Source organism: Ruegeria sp. CH8 (assembly GCF_056536985.1).
On record NZ_JBQFQR010000004.1, the window covers coordinates 173,888 to 193,101 of the forward strand.

18 protein-coding genes are annotated in these 19,214 nt (G+C 61.8%); 5 read left to right on the forward strand and 13 right to left on the reverse strand.

From position 1 onward, the window contains the following. Positions 1 to 60: 60 nt before the first annotated feature. From ACR0ER_RS06210 to ACR0ER_RS06250, 9 genes are all read right to left on the reverse strand, one after another. The gene (locus ACR0ER_RS06210) at positions 61 to 516 is read right to left on the reverse strand and encodes a methylated-DNA--[protein]-cysteine S-methyltransferase (protein WP_480768157.1); all 456 of its coding nucleotides are present in this window, start codon (positions 514 to 516) and stop codon (positions 61 to 63) included. A 71-nt stretch (positions 517 to 587) separates the two neighbouring features. Then, entirely contained in the window at positions 588 to 3,500 is a 2,913-nt protein-coding gene (gene ileS / locus ACR0ER_RS06215; protein ID WP_480768158.1) for an isoleucine--tRNA ligase, read from the reverse strand. 164 nt (positions 3,501 to 3,664) lie between these two features. After that, entirely contained in the window at positions 3,665 to 6,358 is a 2,694-nt protein-coding gene (locus ACR0ER_RS06220) for a DUF2339 domain-containing protein (RefSeq protein ID WP_480768159.1), read from the reverse strand. Positions 6,359 to 6,450: 92 nt separating this feature from the next. Next, positions 6,451 to 6,930 (reverse strand): DUF2269 family protein, encoded by a 480-nt coding sequence (locus ACR0ER_RS06225; RefSeq protein WP_480768160.1) that lies wholly within the window; start codon positions 6,928 to 6,930, stop codon positions 6,451 to 6,453. Further along, positions 6,930 to 8,237, reverse strand: a complete 1,308-nt coding sequence (locus ACR0ER_RS06230; RefSeq protein WP_480768161.1) for an SDR family oxidoreductase — start codon at positions 8,235 to 8,237, stop codon at positions 6,930 to 6,932. Before ACR0ER_RS06230 ends, ACR0ER_RS06225 begins: the two co-directional genes overlap by 1 nt. A 92-nt stretch (positions 8,238 to 8,329) precedes the next feature. Next, on the reverse strand, positions 8,330 to 9,040 hold the full coding sequence (locus ACR0ER_RS06235; RefSeq protein ID WP_480768162.1) for a VIT1/CCC1 transporter family protein: 711 nt from the start codon (positions 9,038 to 9,040) through the stop codon (positions 8,330 to 8,332). Between the two features lie 54 nt (positions 9,041 to 9,094). Then, a complete protein-coding gene (locus ACR0ER_RS06240) occupies positions 9,095 to 10,084 on the reverse strand; it encodes a YcjF family protein (RefSeq protein ID WP_480768163.1) in 990 nt (329 codons plus the stop codon). Further along, on the reverse strand, positions 10,077 to 10,532 hold the full coding sequence (locus ACR0ER_RS06245; RefSeq protein WP_480768164.1) for an N-acetyltransferase family protein: 456 nt from the start codon (positions 10,530 to 10,532) through the stop codon (positions 10,077 to 10,079). Before ACR0ER_RS06245 ends, ACR0ER_RS06240 begins: the two co-directional genes overlap by 8 nt. Continuing rightward, entirely contained in the window at positions 10,529 to 11,941 is a 1,413-nt protein-coding gene (locus ACR0ER_RS06250; protein WP_480768165.1) for a YcjX family GTP-binding protein, read from the reverse strand. The genes ACR0ER_RS06245 and ACR0ER_RS06250 overlap by 4 nt, the downstream gene beginning before the upstream one ends. Before the next feature lie 107 nt (positions 11,942 to 12,048). Here ACR0ER_RS06250 and truA point away from each other — a divergent pair, with 107 nt between their 5' ends. Beyond that, complete coding sequence (truA, locus tag ACR0ER_RS06255) at positions 12,049 to 12,816, forward strand: tRNA pseudouridine(38-40) synthase TruA (RefSeq protein WP_480768166.1); 768 nt, start codon at positions 12,049 to 12,051, stop codon at positions 12,814 to 12,816. Here truA and ACR0ER_RS06260 read toward each other — a convergent pair. From ACR0ER_RS06260 to ACR0ER_RS06270, 3 genes are read right to left on the reverse strand one after another with little or no spacing between them, the layout of a single operon-like run. Then, positions 12,813 to 13,769 carry a nickel/cobalt transporter gene (locus ACR0ER_RS06260; RefSeq protein WP_480768167.1) on the reverse strand — a complete coding sequence of 319 codons (957 nt, stop codon included), beginning with the start codon at positions 13,767 to 13,769 and terminating at the stop codon, positions 12,813 to 12,815. The genes truA and ACR0ER_RS06260 overlap by 4 nt on opposite strands. Further along, on the reverse strand, positions 13,754 to 14,446 hold the full coding sequence (locus ACR0ER_RS06265; RefSeq protein ID WP_480768168.1) for a DUF1007 family protein: 693 nt from the start codon (positions 14,444 to 14,446) through the stop codon (positions 13,754 to 13,756). The genes ACR0ER_RS06260 and ACR0ER_RS06265 overlap by 16 nt, the downstream gene beginning before the upstream one ends. Before the next feature lie 28 nt (positions 14,447 to 14,474). Then, positions 14,475 to 15,281 (reverse strand): thioesterase family protein, encoded by an 807-nt coding sequence (locus tag ACR0ER_RS06270; RefSeq protein ID WP_480768169.1) that lies wholly within the window; start codon positions 15,279 to 15,281, stop codon positions 14,475 to 14,477. Between the two features lie 137 nt (positions 15,282 to 15,418). Here ACR0ER_RS06270 and ACR0ER_RS06275 point away from each other — a divergent pair, with 137 nt between their 5' ends. Beyond that, positions 15,419 to 16,354 (forward strand): 2-hydroxyacid dehydrogenase, encoded by a 936-nt coding sequence (locus ACR0ER_RS06275; protein WP_480768170.1) that lies wholly within the window; start codon positions 15,419 to 15,421, stop codon positions 16,352 to 16,354. A gap of 7 nt (positions 16,355 to 16,361) precedes the next feature. On the opposite strand, the gene ACR0ER_RS06280 is transcribed toward ACR0ER_RS06275, so the two are convergent. Beyond that, on the reverse strand, positions 16,362 to 16,718 hold the full coding sequence (locus ACR0ER_RS06280) for a hypothetical protein (RefSeq protein WP_480768171.1): 357 nt from the start codon (positions 16,716 to 16,718) through the stop codon (positions 16,362 to 16,364). Positions 16,719 to 16,893: 175 nt separating this feature from the next. On the opposite strand from ACR0ER_RS06280, the gene ACR0ER_RS06285 reads away from it, so the two are divergent. The 3 genes from ACR0ER_RS06285 (at position 16,894) to ACR0ER_RS06295 (ending at position 19,181) form a co-directional block, all read left to right on the forward strand. Further along, a complete protein-coding gene (locus ACR0ER_RS06285; RefSeq protein WP_480768172.1) occupies positions 16,894 to 17,727 on the forward strand; it encodes a bifunctional allantoicase/(S)-ureidoglycine aminohydrolase in 834 nt (277 codons plus the stop codon). 89 nt (positions 17,728 to 17,816) lie between these two features. After that, on the forward strand, positions 17,817 to 18,140 hold the full coding sequence (locus ACR0ER_RS06290) for a hypothetical protein (RefSeq protein ID WP_170332857.1): 324 nt from the start codon (positions 17,817 to 17,819) through the stop codon (positions 18,138 to 18,140). 54 nt (positions 18,141 to 18,194) lie between these two features. After that, complete coding sequence (locus ACR0ER_RS06295) at positions 18,195 to 19,181, forward strand: type I glyceraldehyde-3-phosphate dehydrogenase (protein WP_480768173.1); 987 nt, start codon at positions 18,195 to 18,197, stop codon at positions 19,179 to 19,181. Positions 19,182 to 19,214: the final 33 nt, after the last annotated feature.

Sequence of the window (19,214 nt, forward strand, 5' to 3'; positions counted from 1 at the left end):
AATTCTCTGTCTGATACAAGTTGGGCCTCAAACCGCCGGATTGCAACAGAATTCCGACCGTCAAATCAGCAGGCCTGCCGCTCGTTCGTGGCGCAACAGGGCCACCTTGGTCTCAACCCCTCCATCCCCGGAAAAACCGCCAAGACCGTTGGCCGCAAGCACCCGGTGACAGGGGATGATGACCGGGATCGGGTTTGCTCCGCAGGCTTGCCCCACGGGTTGTGGCGGCTGCCCAAGCTCTTTGGCGATATCACCATAGGTGCGGGTTTCGCCCAAAGGGATTGCGTACATCAGATCACAGACCTGCTGCTGAAACGTCGATCCTTGCACGCGGTAGGGCAGATCAAACCGCTCCAGCCGCCCCTGATCATAGGCCGTCAACTGCGCGGCAGCTTCCCGCAACAACGGCGTCTCAGGCCCTTCATTTTGGCCATTCCACACAAGGCGCGTGATAGTCCCATCAGTCTCTTCGACCCCGAGGCAACCAAACTGAGTTTCTACGGCAATCATAGGCATGGGCGCAGGGTTTCAGATCACTTCACCCGGCGCAACGAAAAACCCCCGGCGGTTGGGCCGGGGGTTTGATCTTAGCTCAGCGCCTCGTCGCAGCGTCCGCAGACACCTGCGTGGGCGTGACGGCCCACATCGGGCAGGATTTTCCAGCACCGCTGGCATTTCTCGCCCTCGGCCTTTTCGAACACCACTGCGACGCCTTCGATTTCTGGCACGCGGAACGCCTCGGCCGGGGCTGGGTCGCCCGTAACCGTCAAACCGGACGTGATGCACATGTCATCCACGTCGAAGGTTGCCAGCAGATCGCGTGTTTCCTGATCCTCGACGTGCACGATCGGCGCGGCCTCAAGGCTGGAACCGATCACCTTGTCCTGACGCTGGACCTCCAGCGCGGCAGTCACGGCGCGGCGCACGCGGCGCACCTTGGCCATGTAGGTTTCCATCACCTCGTTGCGCCAATCGGCGGGCGTGTCCGGAAAGTCCACCAGATGGACCGAGCTGTCATCGCCCGGGAACCGCTCCAGCCAGACCTCTTCCATGGTGAAAACCAGAACCGGAGCCAGCCATGTGGTCAGGCGGTGGAACAGGATGTCCAGAACGGTGCGGGCCGCGCGGCGGCGCAGGCTGTCGCCGTCGCAATACAGCGCATCTTTGCGGACGTCGAAATAGAAGGACGACAGATCGACCGTGGCAAAGGTGAACACAGCACTGAACACACCTTGGAAATCGAACGCGGCGTAACCTTTGCGCACCTGCTCATCCAGATCGGCCAGACGGCTCAGGACCCATCGTTCCAGGCGCGGCATCTCTTCGGGCGCGACACGGTCGGCTTCGGTGAAATCGGCCAGCGAGCCCAGCATGAACCGCATGGTGTTGCGCAAGCGGCGATAGCTGTCGGCGGTGCCTTTCAGAATCTCCGGCCCGATCCGCTGGTCAGCGGTATAGTCGGTCTGAGCCACCCACAGGCGCAGGATATCGGCGCCGTATTGTTTGACGACCTCTTCCGGCACGATGGTGTTGCCCAACGACTTGGACATCTTGTTGCCCTTGGCATCCAGCGTAAAGCCGTGGGTCACCACATTGCGATACGGTGCACGACCCTTGGTGCCACAGGCCTGCAGCATGGACGAATGGAACCAACCGCGATGCTGGTCGGTGCCTTCCATATAGACGTCGGCGATGCCGTCTTCGGTACCGTCCTCACGGTCACGCAGAACAAAGGCGTGGGTCGAGCCCGAGTCGAACCACACGTCCAGCACGTCGAACACCTGATCGTATTCGTCCGGGTTGGCGATGCCGTCCAGCACCTGCTCCTTGAACCCTTCAGTGTACCAGATATCCGCGCCGTCCTTCTCGAACGCCGCCTTGATGCGGGCGTTCAGGTCTTCGTTGCGCAGCAGGTAATCGGCGTCGGTCGGCAGAGCCCCCTTCTTGGTGAAGCAGGTCAGCGGCACGCCCCATGCACGCTGGCGCGACAGAACCCAGTCCGGGCGCGCTTCGATCATCGAATACAGGCGGTTGCGGCCGGTCTGCGGTGTCCACTTCACCAGTTCGTCGATCGAGCGCAGGGCGCGTTCACGGATGGTATCCCCCATCTCGCCCATGCCATCGTTCAGCTTGCGGTCAACGGATGCAAACCATTGCGGCGTGTTGCGATAGATGATCGGAGCTTTCGAACGCCACGAATGCGGATAGCTGTGTTTGATCTTGCCACGCGCCAGCAGACCGCCAACCTCGACCAGCTTGTCGATCACGGCCTTGTTCGCATCACCCTCGCCGCCCTTGCGGGACAGGATGTACTTGCCGCCAAAGAACGGCAGGTCGGCGCGGAAGCTGCCATCATCCATCACGTTATAGGTGATGACCTGTTCCAGCATACCCAGATCGCGGTACAGCTCGAATTCTTCCATACCGTGCGAGGGCGCACAGTGGACGAAACCGGTACCTTCGGTATCGGTAACGAAATCGGCAGCGCGGAAGTCGCGGATATCGTCCCATTCGCCATTGCCGCCCTCGGCCCCGGCCAGCGGGTGGGTCAGTTGCACACCTGCCAGTTCATCGGTGGTCACGTCACGGACGCGGGTCCACTGATCGTCGTTCAGACGGGCACGGCCAAGCACATCGGCGGCCAGATTGTCGGCCAGCAGGAACTTGTCGCCCACCGCAGCCCAGCATTCTTCCGGAGCGCCGGTGACTTCGTACAGACCGTAGGAGATGTCCTTGCCAAAAACGACCGCCTTGTTGGACGGCATGGTCCACGGGGTGGTCGTCCAGATCACAACAAATGCGTCATCCAAATCGCCCGCGTTCACGACCTTGAACTTCACCCAGATGGTGAAGCTTTCCTTGTCGTGATACTCGACTTCGGCCTCAGCCAAAGCGGTCTTTTCGATGGGCGACCACATCACGGGCTTCGAGCCCTGATAGAGCGTGCCGTTCATCAGGAACTTCATGAACTCGTCGGCGATCACGGCTTCGGCGTGATAGTCCATGGTGATATAGGGATCGGCCCAGTTACCAGTGATGCCAAGACGCTTGAACTCTTCACGCTGAATGTCGATCCAGCCCTCGGCGAACTTCCGGCATTCCTGACGGAAATCGACGACGTTCACTTCGTCCTTATTCTTACCCTTCTTGCGGTACTGCTCTTCGATCTTCCATTCGATTGGCAGACCGTGGCAGTCCCAGCCGGGCACATAGCGCGCATCGAAGCCCATCATCTGATGGCTGCGCACGATCATGTCCTTGATGGTCTTGTTTAACGCGTGACCAATATGCAGGTGGCCGTTCGCGTAGGGGGGGCCATCATGCAGCGTAAAGGGCGCGCGGCCCTCTTTTTCGCGCAGGCGGTCGTAGACGCCGATGGTTTCCCACCGTTCCAGCCATGCGGGTTCGCGCTTGGGCAGACCAGCGCGCATGGGGAATTCGGTTTTGGGCAGGTTCAGCGTGTCTTTGTAATCAGGTGTCTGGATCGTGTCGGCGCACATTGGGGGCGTCCTTTGGATGATCTGGTCGTACTAGGATCGAAGCGGTCGGTGCGAAGTCTCAAACACCTTTGCCCGGCGTCTCAGAGGGTCAGAGCGCCGGGGATATAATTCGGATAATGATGGCCAAACGGTCATACATGGCCGCGCTTATAAGACGCCCGCGCCTAATGGTCCAGAGGGTCCGCCCCCTGCGGCAAATGGCGCAGCTTGGCCCAGCGGTTGAGCCACGCGAGACCGGCCAGCGCAAGGCCCAGTGCCAGCAGCGAGAACACCCGGATCAACCCGCCAAGCCCGGCGATATCGATCAAGAATACCTTTGCTACGGCCAGTCCGATCACCGCCAGCCCCGCCTTGCGCATCAGGTCGGATCGGCGCGCCAGCGATTGGTAGAACAGCGCCGCCCCGATCGCCAGCAGGGCCATGGTATAGGTGTAAAGCTCGGGCTGGGTCACACCGTTGCCTTCATACATGCCACCAGCCCCTTGCCAAACGTGACGGATTATCAGGCCCAGCCAAACCGCCGCCAAAAGGCCGCTGAGCCCCCAACTGGCGCGCTTGAGCCAAAGCGGCGTCGCGTGGATGCGCCAAACCGAGAAACCAATGGCCAGAGCAGGCAGCAAATAGGCGACGGCCAACGTGTTCAACACCGGCGGCCCCAGAACCGGTGGCGCAACCGTACTGAGCAACGGGTTCGCTTCAGCCAACGCCTGAGCCATCCGAAAGAGGCCATGACCGGCAAAGAACGCAGCCAGCAGATAACGGGCATAGTTCAGCTTGCCGCCCAGTTCGAACCGCTGCACCTGTGCAAACGCCAACAGTAGCCAGATGATCGCGAGCAGGCCCAGCCCCCAATGGCTGTTGGTGGCGTTTCCTTCACCAAAGCTCTGCAACCAGCGCTCCAGAAGAAGCGACAACAGAATGCCCCCGGTCGCCCAAGCCGCGCTCTCCAAAAGCAGCGTTGCCACGGGGCGGTCCAATGGACGGATCAACAGCCACCCAATCAGGAACCCAAAGGTGGCCGCGGTGTAGACCAATGCCATCTCGGTCACTGGCGCCGTGCTGGCCCAGTCCAACCCCGGGTTCAGGACCAGCCGCACCGTGACGGTGAACACGCCGACCCAGATGAACCAACTCATCGGCGGCAGGGTGAATTTGCGATCCAGCGCGGCGGCCACGACAACCATTACGACCAGAGCTATGGTCAGCGCTGCCGAACTGAGGACGATGACACAGGCAAAGGTCAAACAGGACAGCGCCGAAAGCGTCGCCAAAGAGGCGCGCATCCGTTGGTCGCCGTCAACGCGCGCAAAGCGCTCGGCAAAGACAACCATCAGAACGCCCAAGGCGATGCCATGCAGTGCCCACGGATAGGCTCCGATGACGTTTGCAGGGTGCCAGCCGACCTCAAGCGCAATAGCCAAGGCAGGCGCGAAAACGTCAGCCGCGCCGGCCCAAACGGCGGCAAATCTGCGGGCCTGCATCGAACGCCACGCTGCGATGACGGAAATCACCGCGCCCAGAATGATCAGGATCGTGACCACCCAAGGGTAATCCGCCTCGGCAGTTTCGGCATAAGTTTCAGCAAATTGGCGCAGGACAACGCTATTGTCCCAGCCATGCACCAGAACAAACCAAATGAGGCCAATCGCGGGCAACGCAGTCGCGTCTTGCAAGGCCTCTGCCCTTCTGCCCCACAGCATCAATCCAAGCGTCAGCCCCGCCAGCAATGCAACCCCCAGCCAAAACTCTGCCGGGCTATCGGCCCAGTGCACCGACAATATCGCTGAACTCACGGCAACTGCGGCAAAGCCAATCCGGGTTGGAAATTCGGGCCACGCATCCCCCTTTTTGCGCCCTATGCTCTGGCTGATCATCGCGCCGCCATGATCGGGCCACAGGCGCCGAACCGGGATGGCAATCGCAATCACCGCCAGCGCCGCGACGCAGATCAGATAGGCTGGCTCGGTCATCGGTGAGGACAACACCAACAGCAGGCAAGCGGTGTACGCGCCGAACAACGTGAGGGCCGATATCCACGCCCAGCGCCGCACCGTATCGATCCCCAAACCCAACACGGCGATCACGAAGAAATAGGCATACAGCCAGCTTGGGTCCTCGGAGGTTCCGCCAACGACGAAGGGGGTTGAAAAGGCTCCGATCAAACCGACGGCGGCCAGCAAGGGGCCGTGGAACCAGCCCAAGACCAATCCCAGCACCGCGATCACAACCATCGCGGCCAACGCAGCCTCGGGGCCAATCAGGTCATAAAGCTGCCTTGCAGCCAAAATGCCTCCGAACAAGGTGACCAGACCAGCGCCGGAAAAGACCGAGGGCAAATACGCGGTGGCTGAGGTTTCGTCATCGCCATACCTGCGCCTGATCACCTCCCCCGCAACGATCATTGCCGCACCAAAAAGCAACGCGGCAATTACGCGGGCGGACGGAGGTAACAACCCGTTTTCGACGCCGTATTGCACCAGAAAAATTCCAGCCAGTGCCAGCGACAAGGCAGACACCGCATAAAACCAGTTCTCCCGCAACCAGACTGTAAGCGCAGACAGGCGGTCTTCGCGAAACACAACAGCGGCCGGTGGGGACTGCTCTGAGACAGGTTCGGACGTTTGAGGCTTGGACCATGGGGCGGGCTTCGGTGGCTTGTCCGGTTTTTCGGTCGGTTTACGCGGCTCTGACTGGGCGGAAACCGGGCGTGCCTCAGTTACATCTCCGCCCAGCGCGCGCAGTTGCTGTTCCAACCGCTCGACCCGACGGCGCAGGCGGGTGTGGCCGACAAGCAGAACAATGATGGCCACCGGTATGGCCAGCACGATCAATCCGACAAGAACAAGCAGGGATTCCAATGGGCTCTCCGGTTGGTTTCAAGGCCAAGCTACCCGAGGCGCGCTGCGGGCAACAGTCAGAAATCCCGCTGACTTGCCCGCAAGCCCACGGGCTAAACCCACCCAATCGTTGGGCGTGCGATCATCAGCCAGAGGATGATCAGCACCGCTGCAAAAGCCGGAAACCCGCAGGCGAACCAGATGCGGAACAGGCGGTGATAAGCTTGTGGCAGCGGCACTGCGCGATCAGCCGCCACCTGTGCCAGCCCTCGCATCCGCACCTGTATCCACACGACCGGCAACCAGAAAACCCCGGCCACGGCGTATAACACCAGCGAAGCCAGTATCCACCCCTCGGTCAGGGGCCAGCCCAGCCGCCAGGCCAGCAACCCTCCGGTTATGGGCTGGGCGATAACGGCTGTTGTTGTGAACAACAGATCGGCCAGAACCACGATCCCGGCGGTCTGCGCGATAAACCGGGCATCGCCCGATCGGTGCGCGATCAGCATGAAAAACGCGATCCCAGCGCCGGTGCCCAGCAGGACGCAAGCTCCGATGATGTGCAACCAGCGCAGGATCAGGTCCGGGTCCATCAGCGACTCTGCAACAGTGGCCAGGCGATCAGCGACAACGTCATCGCCGGCAATATCTTGATCAGCGGACCGAGTGGGTCGAGCCACAGGCCGGGGACGGTGAAACTGGCGACCAGCAGGTAAACCATGGCAACGGCAACCTGCACCAGACAGGCGCGCGCCGCCCACGGGCGCCACAGAACGGCAAGGCCCAGCGCGATATCGACAAAGGACCAGAACAGGACACTTGCAACAGCCATGGCCATGCTCCACCCGGCATCGGTCACAATGGCCGCGGCCTTTGGCAGGCTGATCAAGCCAAACAGACCGGACAGCAGCCAGAACAGGCTCAACACGGCAACAACCAGAGGCATCAGCATCGACATCCGCGCGGCCAACCGATGCTCGCGCGAACAAGTCAGGCCGGCGTAAATCTGCGGCAAGCTGGTCAGCGATTGGCCGGTGGCCGCACGGTAGGGCTCTGGGTCACCCACCACTCCGTCGGCCATCACCGTCATCGCATTGCTGCGCAAGGGCGAGCGCCACCCCAAATACCCCAGCCCGTCCGCACAGGCCGAGATCAGGTCGGTCAGCACCCCCGGCACTGCCGCCCTGAGCCGCGCAGCCGGGAACCCCATCCATTTGCGGGTTTCGTCAAGCACGTCGGACAAGCTCGAGGGTGAATCTTCGACCAGATCATAGGCCCCCTGCGGCAAGTCCTGCGCTACGGCCTGCACAACAACGCGGCACAGGTCCGGCATCCCGACGCATTGAACGGGGGTATCGGGAAATGCGATGGGCTGAACCAAAGGCACTGCCGCCAGCATCCGCAACAGCGCGGTGCCACCATAATCCGACTGCCCGATAACCAGCCCAGGCTTGACGATCCACAACGGAACACCGCAGGCTCGCAGCGCAGCGTCACCTGCCGCCTTGGTGCGCATGAAATCAGTGTCGGCATCGGGTTCGGCCCCGATGGCTGATATTTGGACAACGGCGATGGCTTTGTCGGCACATGCCCGGCCCAAAGCGGCAATGGCGGTATGGTGCACGGCCTCAAGATCATCGACCGGCCCATCCTGCAAAGCGCCCGCACAGTTCACGACGCAATCAATGCGATGCAGGTGACGGTCCCAATCCTCGGGCTGCAAACAGGCCCGCAAATCGCCCTGTATCTGCGGAACGTCGCCGAGAACCTGCGCGGCCGATTTCCCGCTGCGCACAAAGGCCGAAACACGCGCGCCCTCAGCCCGCAACGACCGCGTAACAGCAGCGCCGATAAAGCCATAAGCCCCTAAAACGAGCACGTTTTTATTCGCAAGCTGCACTGGGCCTCAAACACCTGAACTTGTTTGCAGCAGCCTAATCGCTGACCCGGGATCGACCAGCCATATGCGCCACCCTGCGACAATCTTGGCCGTCACGGGTGGAACAGCGATCCAACAAGATAGGCGATCAACGCGGCGGCCCCGCCGATCACAAAAGTCTCGAGCCCCGATCGCCACCACGGGGCAAGAGACCAGCGGCTCTTGAACGCGCCGATGGCGAAGAAAACCCCCATGGTCATGCAGGCCGAGATGACAAAAGCCTGATCAAGCCCCAGAAGGAACGGCAACAACGGCACCATACCGGCAACGAGGAACGCTATGAAGGTCGCCATCGCAGCCTTGAACGGATGGGGATCGACACTGCCCAGCCCGTATTCGCCCTCGACCATCAGGTCGATCCAGTTTTCGTGGTTGGCGGTGATTGCATCTGTCGCCTCGTTCAACACGCGACCGGACAGGCCCTTCTGCGCCAGAATCTCGCGCACTTCGCGGCGCTCACCATCGGGGTAGAGGTCGATGTGGCGTTCTTCAATGGCACGGATACGGCGGATGTTGTCCAACTCGGCCTTAGTGCCCGAGTAATTCCCGGCAGCCATGGAAAACCCATCCGCCAGCACATTCGCCAACCCCAATGCAACAATGATGAAGGGTGACAGCCCCGCCCCAGCTACCCCGGCCACGATGGCAAAGGTGGTCACCGAGCCATCAATGCCGCCATAGACAACATCGCGCAGAACACCTCGCCCCGGAGGCGCATTGATCCGTGCGACGATTTCTTGCTGGCTGTGTCCGTGATCGGTCATGGCTGGCTCCGGCTTTATTTTGCGCACCAGCAGACCGGATGACTTTGCGTCAGGTCAAGTTTTCGTAAACAACCCGCTGAGCGCCCGTTTGATCATCCCGCGCGTCGAAGGTTGGTGCCGGTCGGAGAACGGCAGCGGACGGCAGACCTCCATCGCAGCCACGCCGACCCGCGCGCTGAGGGCACCGTTCACCAGCCCCTCACCAAACCTGCGAGAGAGTTTGCTGAGAACCGATCCGCCCAGAACCGGCTCCAGCAGGTCGTCGCCCACGGCGACGGCCCCGGTCGCGACAAGATGCACAAAGACTGCCCGGGTCAGGCGCCAACTGCCCAGAAACCCTGCGCGACCGCCATAGATCTCGGCCACCCGACGGATCATCCGCAGCGACGCTGCTAGGGCCGTCACCACATCCGCCAGCGCCAGAGGCACCAGCGCGGTCACGGTCGCAACTTGTCGAGCCGCCGCTTCGACTTCGCGGCTGGCGGCAGCATCCAAGGGGGCCAGAAGTTCATCTTCGGCCAGAGTCAGCAGGGTTGAGGCGTCGAACTGCTCACCCATCCGCTCGGCCAGACGGTCGCGGCCCCACTGGGTTTCGTCACGCCCCTTGTAGAACGCAATCAGGCGGTCGGTGACTGCACGGGCTTGCACCAGATCACCCTCGGCCAATGCGACATCTGCGGCGTGGCGCATCCCGTCCACGCGGGACAATCGCCCGATGGCCGCCAATTCCCGAACCGCGATAATCAGGGCGACCAGTACAAACGCGACCATCAAGCCGGTCACGATCCAGCCCAAAATCGGTGCGCGCAGCAACAGCGAGTTAACGAAATCCCATGCAGCGACCGAGACCACCGTACCAATCACCGCTAGCGCCAAGCCCCAGAACCACCGCGACAGGGCCGAAGGTTTTCGCGCTGCCAGCCGAGCCGCCGTCTGCATCGCCTGCCCCTGCGGCGGCGCAATATCAGGCACCGGCGGGGCCTGCGCCACATCTGCTGCGGGTTCTTCCGCATCCAGATCGATCAGTACCGGACCTTTAGCCATCCGCCACTCCTTCCCTGCGCCAGACATATTTGATGTCCGGCAGGTTCTCATCATTGCCGGCGCCGTCGCTGCGGGCAACCTCGGCAAACCCATTGCGCTCATAGAACCGCTGCGCACCCAAATTGGCCTGAAACGCAAAAAGAGACAGCTGCGCCCGACGGGATTTGGCATGTTGCAACAGACGCCGCCCGATCCCCTGCCCGCGCGCCGCAGGTCTCAGGTACAGCGAGTGGATTTCATCCCTGTTCAACGCCAGGAACCCTATGACACCATCATCCGCCTCGGCCACCGTGACCCAGCCCTGATCGATCATCCAGCCACAAAACGCGATGGTTTCGGCGCGGGAATGCAGTTCGGGCATCCAGTCGTTTTCGCGGGCGAACCCGTGCAGGATCTCTCCGGTCGCACCGGCATCCGTGCTGCGAGCTGGACGGAGAGTGACAGTCACAGGCGGTCTCCGATCAGGAACTGTGCGGCGCGGTCCAGCCGGATATGCGGCGGACCATCGCCAGGGCGCAGGGTTAGATGCGCGGGTGCAAAGGCCATGAAGCCGTATTCCTCACCCAACCAGCTTTCGGCCCCGTTGCGAGCCGGACCCAACAGATGCGCCGGGTCTTCAGGCAGATCACCGGGGTAGAAGGCCGCCTGTTTTCCGTCCAGCAAAGTGCCGCGCACGCAGGGCAGTTCGACCCCATTATGAGTGCGAATTTCCTCGGTCGTCGCCCGCAGCGAAGCTAGCGACAGCGCCGCCGTTGCCGCCCCGGCAAAACTGGCCCGATCGCGGGCGTCGCGGGTCAGGGCCTCCATGATATGGGTCAGGCGGGGATGTTGCGTGTGATGCAAGTGATCGGCCTTGGTAGCTGCGAACAGGATGCGCTCAACCCGTTTACCCAACAGCAACTGACTGAGCCAAGCGTTACGCCCCGGTCGGAAGGCCGCAAGGATATCGGCCATCGCGCGGCGCATATCCTCGACCGCTTGAGGGCCTTTGTGGATCGCGCCCAGCGCGTCGACCAGAACCACCTGTCGGTCGATGCGAGAGAAGTGATCGCGGAAGAACGGCTTTACGACTTGTGCCTTATAGGCCTCGTAGCGCCGCGTCATCTCGCGGTGCAGGCTACGGCGCGGGGCGTGTCCTTCCACCGGCAGGGGCGCAAAGGTCAGCACCGGCGAACCCTCAAGATCGCCCGGCAACAGGAAACGACCCGGCGTGCAATCGTAGAACCCGGCCTCGCGCGCGGCGACCAAGTAAGCTGCAAATGCTTTCGACAGTGCCTGCGCCGTCGGTTCATCATGCGCTGCGGCCGGGTCGGCTGCTTTGGCCTGCGTAAGAAATGCCTCGGCCTCGGATCGACGCGCGATGCGCGCCAGTGTCTCTGCCGACCAGACCTCATAGGATTTGTCCAACAGGGCCAGATCCAGCAACCATTCGCCGGGATAGTCCACGATATCCAGATGGATGGTGCGCGGCCCTTGTAGGCCGGACAGCAAACCCGAAGGGCGAGCCTTGAACGACAGGCGCAGCTCGGACACGGCACGGGTGCTGTCGGGCCAGTGTGGTTGCGGGCCGGTCAGCGCGGTCAAGTGGTTTTCGTAGTCGAACCGGGGCACGGTATCGTCGGGCTGTGGTTGCAGATAGGCGGTATTAATCCGCCCCTCCTGCTGTGCGACCAATCCGGGCATCCGCCCCCGGTCCAGCAGGTTTGCAACCAGTGAAGTGATGAACACCGTCTTGCCCGACCGCGCCAAACCGGTGACGCCCAGACGTATGACTGGCTCGAACAATGTCTCGGACACACGGTCGCCCACGGTTTCGACACCGCGCACAAGACTGTCTGCCAGGGATGAGATGACCAAACTGTCGCCCCGCTTTTATCGTTTCGCTCAAGATAGGTAGAGGTTGTCGTACTTGCCAGAGCTTTCCCGCCCTTGCCCCTTTTCGCGCGGCACGTTACCAGCGGCCCATGCCCAGATACGCGCTGAAAATTGAATACCAAGGGGAACCGTTTGCCGGGTGGCAGCGGCAAAAGGAATTGCCGTCCGTTCAGGGGGCAATCGAACAGGCGCTGTCGCGCATTCAACCCGGAGAGCACACCATCGCCGCCGCCGGTCGCACCGATGCGGGTGTGCACGCGCTGGGTCAGGTGGCCCATTGCGATCTGATCAAGGACTGGGACCCGTTCCGCCTGTCCGAGGCGCTAAACTATCACCTCAAGCCGCAACCGGTGGCCATCGTCAAGGCCGCGAGGGTGGACGATGATTGGCACGCGAGGTTCTCGGCGCTGGAGCGGCAATACCTGTTCCGCATTCTGATGCGCCGTGCGCCTGCAACCCATGACGCTGGGCAGGTCTGGCGGATCAACCACCAACTGGACGTCGATGCGATGCAGGCCGGGGCGGATATGCTGATTGGGCGGCATGACTTCACCACCTTCCGGTCCTCGATCTGTCAGGCCGCCAGCCCGGTAAAAACGCTGGACGAGTTACGGGTCGAACAGGTACAGGGGTTCTCCGGCCCCGAGGTCCATTTCCATGTCCGTGCGCGCTCGTTCCTGCATAATCAGGTCCGCAGTTTCGTCGGAACGCTGGAGCGTGTCGGCGCGGGTGCATGGTCACCCGAGGATGTGCGCGAAGCATTGGAAGCTGCAGATCGTGCTGCCTGCGGGCCGGTCTGCCCGCCACAGGGCCTGTATCTGGCGCGGGTTGGCTATCCGGAACCTGTGTTCGACTAGATCGCGCGCATCAGCAAGCCGCTGGCGATCACCACGATTATCAGCCCCGCCACCAACTCGATCGTCGGCGCAAGTACCGAGGCAAACCGCGTGGCCGAGGCAGAGGCCAGCAAACCTCCGCGCAATCCGAACGAGGTCCACCCGACCAAAGTCGTCACCAACGCGGTGCCCAAAGCCATCGCAAAGGCACCCGCGATGCCGACCATTGCGATACCCATCTGCCATGTCAGGATCAGAACGAACAGAGCACCGGTACAGGGACGCGCCGCAATGCCCGCGATCAGCAGCAGGGCCTCGCGCAGACTGCCAACCTGAGCCACTTCTTCGGCCGTCGGGCCGTGACGATGACCACAATCAGAACAGACGCCATCATCGTGATCATGATGGTGGTGGTCGTGGTCATGATGGTGGTGATCATGGTCGTGATGATCATGCTGGTGATGCGCGGTTTGGGTGCGATGCCGCCGCGCAAAACTGCGAACAGACCGGACCACCAGCCAAAGACCAATCGCCGCAATGGCTGCATAGCTGATCGGGGCCATGACCTGCTCGGTCGTGCCCACAAGGCTTTCACGCGACATCTGAAAGACTAGGACCCCCGCGTAAACCAGCACAACCGCCGTCACCGCCTGCCCTAGGCTGGACAGCACACTGATCGCGGACAGGCGCCAGAAGGCGACGCGACGACCTAGCCCGTAGCCTCCGATCAGGACCTTGCCGTGACCCGGGCCAATCGCATGGAAGAAGCCATAGGCAAAACAGACCGTTAGCAGGGTTGCGACCGCCTCGGGCTGTTCGGCGCGGGCGGCGCGCAGGGCACGGGCAATCTGGTTCTGAAACTCGCGCTGCTCACCCGCGGCCCAGGCGGCCAAACTGTCAAAGCCGCCGCTGCCCCAGAACCAAAGCAGCAAGGCAATGGCGATGGCAACCGGAACAATCAGGTATTTGGACATGAAACGAAAATCTCGGTCGCAAAGCTTTCCCCGACCAGCGGGATATCGTTTTCCTCAAGATCGTAGTCGGCATCCAGCGTCAACAGAAAGGCCTGCATCTGCGCCAACTGGCCGTCAATGTCGGGATCAATTCGACTGATCTGGCACGACGCGGGACCTGTCACCGTCACCGGGCGAGTCACCTCGTAGGCAGTGTAGTAGGTTTCGTCATAGGCTTTTGCCGTCAGCGAAGAGGCTGGCACCGCACCACCTTCGACGGCGCGCAGATGGGAAGAAACGATGCGCCCGTCCTCGGTGGTGGCCTGCGGCTCCAGCGGGCCGGACAAGGTTACCGGAGCACCGTCCGCAAACACGACCAGATCGCCGTTATACCCCTCCACCCACTGCGCATCGAAACCAGCCAGAACGCCTTGCTCGTCGTCCGTAAGAATGCCGTCCGCATCCTGATCCAGTTTCATGTCTTCCAGAATCAGCAACGAGTAGAACTCATCATAGGCCCAGGTCACCCGCACATGCGTTAGTTGGCCGGCCTCGTCCACGATGAATTCCAACCCGGTGTCGATGAAGACATGCGGGTGCGCCATGGCCGAAATCGGCAGGCAACAGGTCAAAAGGGTCACAATCCAGCGCATAGGCGAAAGATAGGGGTTCGCCTCACGTCCGGCAATGCGAATCACGGGTGACGTGCAGAATCCGGCCAAAGGATCAGGATGGTGGGAACAGAATAATGGTTTGCAGGGCCGTGCCCACCGGCCCTTCGGTGTCATACAGCACCGATTGGGACATCCCGATCCCCGAGGGCTGCCAATGGCTGACCGATTCTGAGGCCAGCCAATCCGACACTGGCTCACGATGGATCTGGACGGTTAGGTCGGTGTTCATAAACCCCATTTCGCTTGTTGGCGCATTCCACGAGATGCCGTTACCGCAATCGGCCAGTGGGCACAGGGCCTGGATCGGCGACGGAACCTCTCCCTCTAACAGGGCTGGGACACGAATCCAGACCGTCTTGGGACCCGCCCCCTGATTGCCGCCTTTCGGATACAGCACGTCGGAATGATTGGCGAAGCCGGGCAGATCATGGCGCACCTCGCCGATCGGAAACGGGCCGGACACCGCGTTCTCCAACCGGGGCGCAGCAATCGACACATTCGGAACGGGCCCCAGATCGCGTCGTGCCAAGTGCATGGTCGTGGCGGTGGCGCAGAGTCTGTCGTCCAGATCATGCACCGTGACCCGTGTGGTCGCCAGCGTCTTGGTGTGGCGCGTGGTTTCCGCCGCCACCCGCAGACCTGCCAACGGTTGCGGCCGCAGCAGGTCAACCGTCAGGCGGGTCAGCATCTTCTCGGGACCGACCTCGGTTTCTGCCGCGCGCACGATCAGGCCGCTGACCGGCCCTGCGTGGCAGTGATCGGCAGACCACGGCCCGCGCGCCGGATCATTGCCGACAAACGCGCCGTCATGCCGCAAATGGAAATAGGCCGGACGGCTCTGCTCTGTTGTCCCGCTCATGAACTGCCTCAAACGTTTTCTGCGTACCCGGTGCCAATACTGGGCTTTACCTTCGGCCCGAGAATGACTTAGCTGCGGGGAAAATGTCCAGTTCGGTAACGGGGCATAGCGCAAATTGCAGCAGTGGGAGGTGCGACATGGCGTTGTTGATCGAAACCGGGTTGTCTGATTGGATTAGCGATAGCGATATCGCCCGCGATATCCGGCGGCAATACCCCGACGCGGATGTGCGGACGCCGGACAATTTGGGTGACCCCTCGGAAATCACGATGGTTGCCGTGGTCGGCTTGAAAAACGACCACCCCGAGCGCCTGCCCAACCTGCAACTGGTGCAAAAACTGGGCGCCGGGGTCGAAACCATCGTCAGCAACCCCAACCTGCCGGATCATGTACGCGTGGCACGGTTGAAACCGGATGCGCCCGCTCAGGAAATCGCCGAGTGGTTCGTGGCCTATGTCCTGCGCCATCAACGTCACATGACCTTTCACGAAGCTGCCCAGCGCCGCGCGGAATGGCTGCCCAAAGCCCCTCTTTATGCCCCCGAAACTGTGGTCGGAGTTCTCGGGTTGGGCCATATCGGCGCTCGCAGTGCCCGAATGCTGCGGGCTGTCGGGTTTCAGGTGATGGGCTGGAGCCGCTCCCCCAAACAGATCGACGGCGTGACCTGTCTGCACGGCGATGCCGCCCTGCCCGAACTACTGGGCCAGTGCGACCACGTTTGCGCAATCCTGCCTTCGACCCCTCAGACCGTCGGGCTGTTCGACGCCCGGATGCTGGCCGCCATGAAACCCGGCAGTCAGCTATTGAACGCGGGCCGAGGTGATTTGATTGATGAAACCGCGCTGATCGCTGCCCTGGACAGCGGCACGCCGGGCCATGCGGTGCTGGATGTGACCTCGAAAGAACCTCTGCCCTCTGACAACCCACTCTGGGCGCATCCGGGCGTCACCATCACGCCGCATGTCTCCGGCTGGCATCTGGGCGAGGCTCTGGCAGATGTGGGTGAAAATTTTCAAAGGCTGACCGCCGGGCAAGCCCTGCTGCACGAGGTCGACAGAGCGCGCGGCTACTGATCCCGGATCAGGGCGTCAGGATCCAGTTGCCGCCCGCATCGCGGCAGCGGCGGGTTCTGACCTCTCGGGCCTGATCCGATCCTTCGGGCTGGATAAAGTGTTGCAGATGAACGCAATTGTCACGGACATCCCGGACACGGATCGTCCCTTTTGATCCGGTCGCGTCGTTCGCCCAGTTGCGCTCCTCACCAACACGGGGGGTCGCACCCGCCAACATTGCATCGGCTGTCGCATTCACGACCTCAAAATCCGCAGGGGTCAGGCCCATTTCCGAGATGATTCGCGACAATGGCTTTGCCTGCGCGACGGTAACCGCGCCAAGAACAATAACCGCTGCCAGTGTAGAAGAAATCCAGGCTTTCATGATCGCCTCGCCTTGCTGAAAAAGATTTGCATTCAAGACTATACCGCCCGCGAACCGGGGCCAAGCCCTGTTGGGCGACCTTCAAATTATCCCGAACAAACCTATCGCAACTCTGCCGCTAGGACCGGTGAGGCAATCCCCGCATAGTTCCTAAACCACCAAGCAGAGGCACATGATGGCACATCCCACCTACTACGCGCCCACAGGCGGCCACCCCGGTCAGGACCAGCTTTTGACCGACCGCGCCATGTTCACCGAGGCCTATGCGGTCATCCCCAAAGGCACCATGCGCGACATCGTCACCAGTGCACTGCCGTTCTGGGACAAGACCCGGCTTTGGGTGCTGTCCCGTCCCCTCAGCGGATTTGCCGAGACCTTTTCGCAATACATCATGGAGGTTCAACCTGGCGGCGGCAGCGACCGCCCCGAGACCGACCCGCAGGCGCAGGGCGTGCTGTTCGTTGTCGAAGGCGCGGTGACGCTGACACTGGGCGGCGCGGTGCACCAATTGGACACAGGCGGATACGCGTATATTCCAGCCGGTTCCGAGTGGACCCTGCACAACAACACCGAAGAAACCGCCCGTTTCCACTGGGTCCGCAAGGCGTATGAAGCCGTCCCCGGCCTGCCCGCCCCCGATCCGATCATCACCAATGAACGCGACGTGACCCCTGTCGAGATGCCAGGCACCGAAGGTCGCTGGTCCACCACCCGTTTCGCCGATCCGCAGGACCTGCGCCACGATATGCATGTGAACATCGTCAATTTCGAACCCGGCGGCGTGATCCCCTTTGCCGAAACGCATGTGATGGAGCACGGCCTCTATGTGCTTGAAGGCAAGGCCGTCTACCGGCTCAATCAGGATTGGGTCGAGGTCGAGGCCGGCGATTACATGTGGCTGCGCGCCTTCTGCCCGCAGGCGTGTTACGCAGGCGGTCCGAGGCGATTTCGCTATCTGCTCTACAAGGACGTGAACCGGCACATGCCGCTGTCGTTGCCCAAACGCTGACGCCAAATCGGCTTTTTCCGGCACGGGGGTTCACAGAAGCGCTTTAATCTGGTGAAATAACACAGGTTTTTAGCACTGGAGATTGTTCAATGGTACTGCGCGGATCGATGCTGGCACTGGCAACTGTAGTTGGCCTGACGGCCCTAGAGGCGACCCCCGTTGCCGCCAAAGAGGAAACCAAATCGGTATTCGTCATGAGCCGCACATGGGCTGTAACGCAGGTTTCGGACGCTCCGGTCGTCTATCGCGCCACCCGCGACAACAACAATCTGAACCCGTTTGGCCCACCGCCGCGCTTGCGCACCATTCAAGCGATGGCGGCCATTCAGGCGGCAACCGGGTGCAAGGCGATTAGGACCAGCATGTATCAGAACATCTCAGGCCAGTTCTTCTCGCAGGTCAGCTGCAACTAACCTCAGGTCGAAACGGGCATTGAGGTCAACGCAACCCGCTGCCATAGCTTGCGCATGAAACTTGCGATCAACGGATTCGGCCGGATCGGCCGCACGATTCTTCGGCAGCTGCTGGCTTTGCCGCAGGACAGTGATGTGGAACTGGTGCTGGTCAACGATATCGCACCGCTCGAAACCTGTGCCTATCTGTTCAAATACGACAGCACTTTCGGCCCATATCCTGGCGCGGTCGAGGCCGGTGACGAGGCCCTCGTGGTGGACGGCCACACCATCCCGGTCACCCACAGCCCAGACCTGTCGCGCGTTGATCTGACCAGGGTCGATGTTCTGATGGATTGCACCGGAGTCGCACGCACTTCGGACGTGGCCGGTCAGGGGCTGACCGCAGGGGCAGGCAAAGTGCTGATCTCCGGCCCCTCGCCCGCCACCGAGGTGACCATCGTTCTGGGCGCGAATGAAGGGCAGTTGGGCAACGCCCGGATCGTGTCGAACGCATCCTGCACCACCAACGGGCTGGCTCCGCTGGTCAAAGTAGTGGACGGAATCGCAGGCATCGCCTCGGCCCATATGACAACGATCCACTGCTATACCAACAGCCAGCCAATGGTGGACGCGCCGCGCGGCGGTCTCGCCCGGTCCCGCGCAGGAGCGCTGTCCATGGTCCCCACGACGACCAGCGCCACGCATCTGATCGACGAGGTCATGCCCCACCTCGCAGGCCGCATCTCAGGCGCAGCTGTCCGCGTTCCAACCGCCAGCGTCTCCGCCGTTGATCTGGTCACGACCCTTGATCGCGGCATGTCCGCCGCCGAGTTTGAAACCGAACTGCGCAAAGCCGTCGCCCACTCTTCCGTTCTGGGCTGGACCGACCACCCGCTGGTGTCCTCAGATTTGCGGACCCGGCCGGAATCGCTGGTCATCGCGGGCCCCGAAACCCGAATGGTCGGAGATCGTCAGGTGCGTATCTTCGGCTGGTATGACAACGAATGGGGCTTTTCGGCACGAATGCTCGACGTCGCCCGCCTGATGGCACAACCCTGACCCCTGCGAGACCGCAGCGGGCGGGCTTGCCCG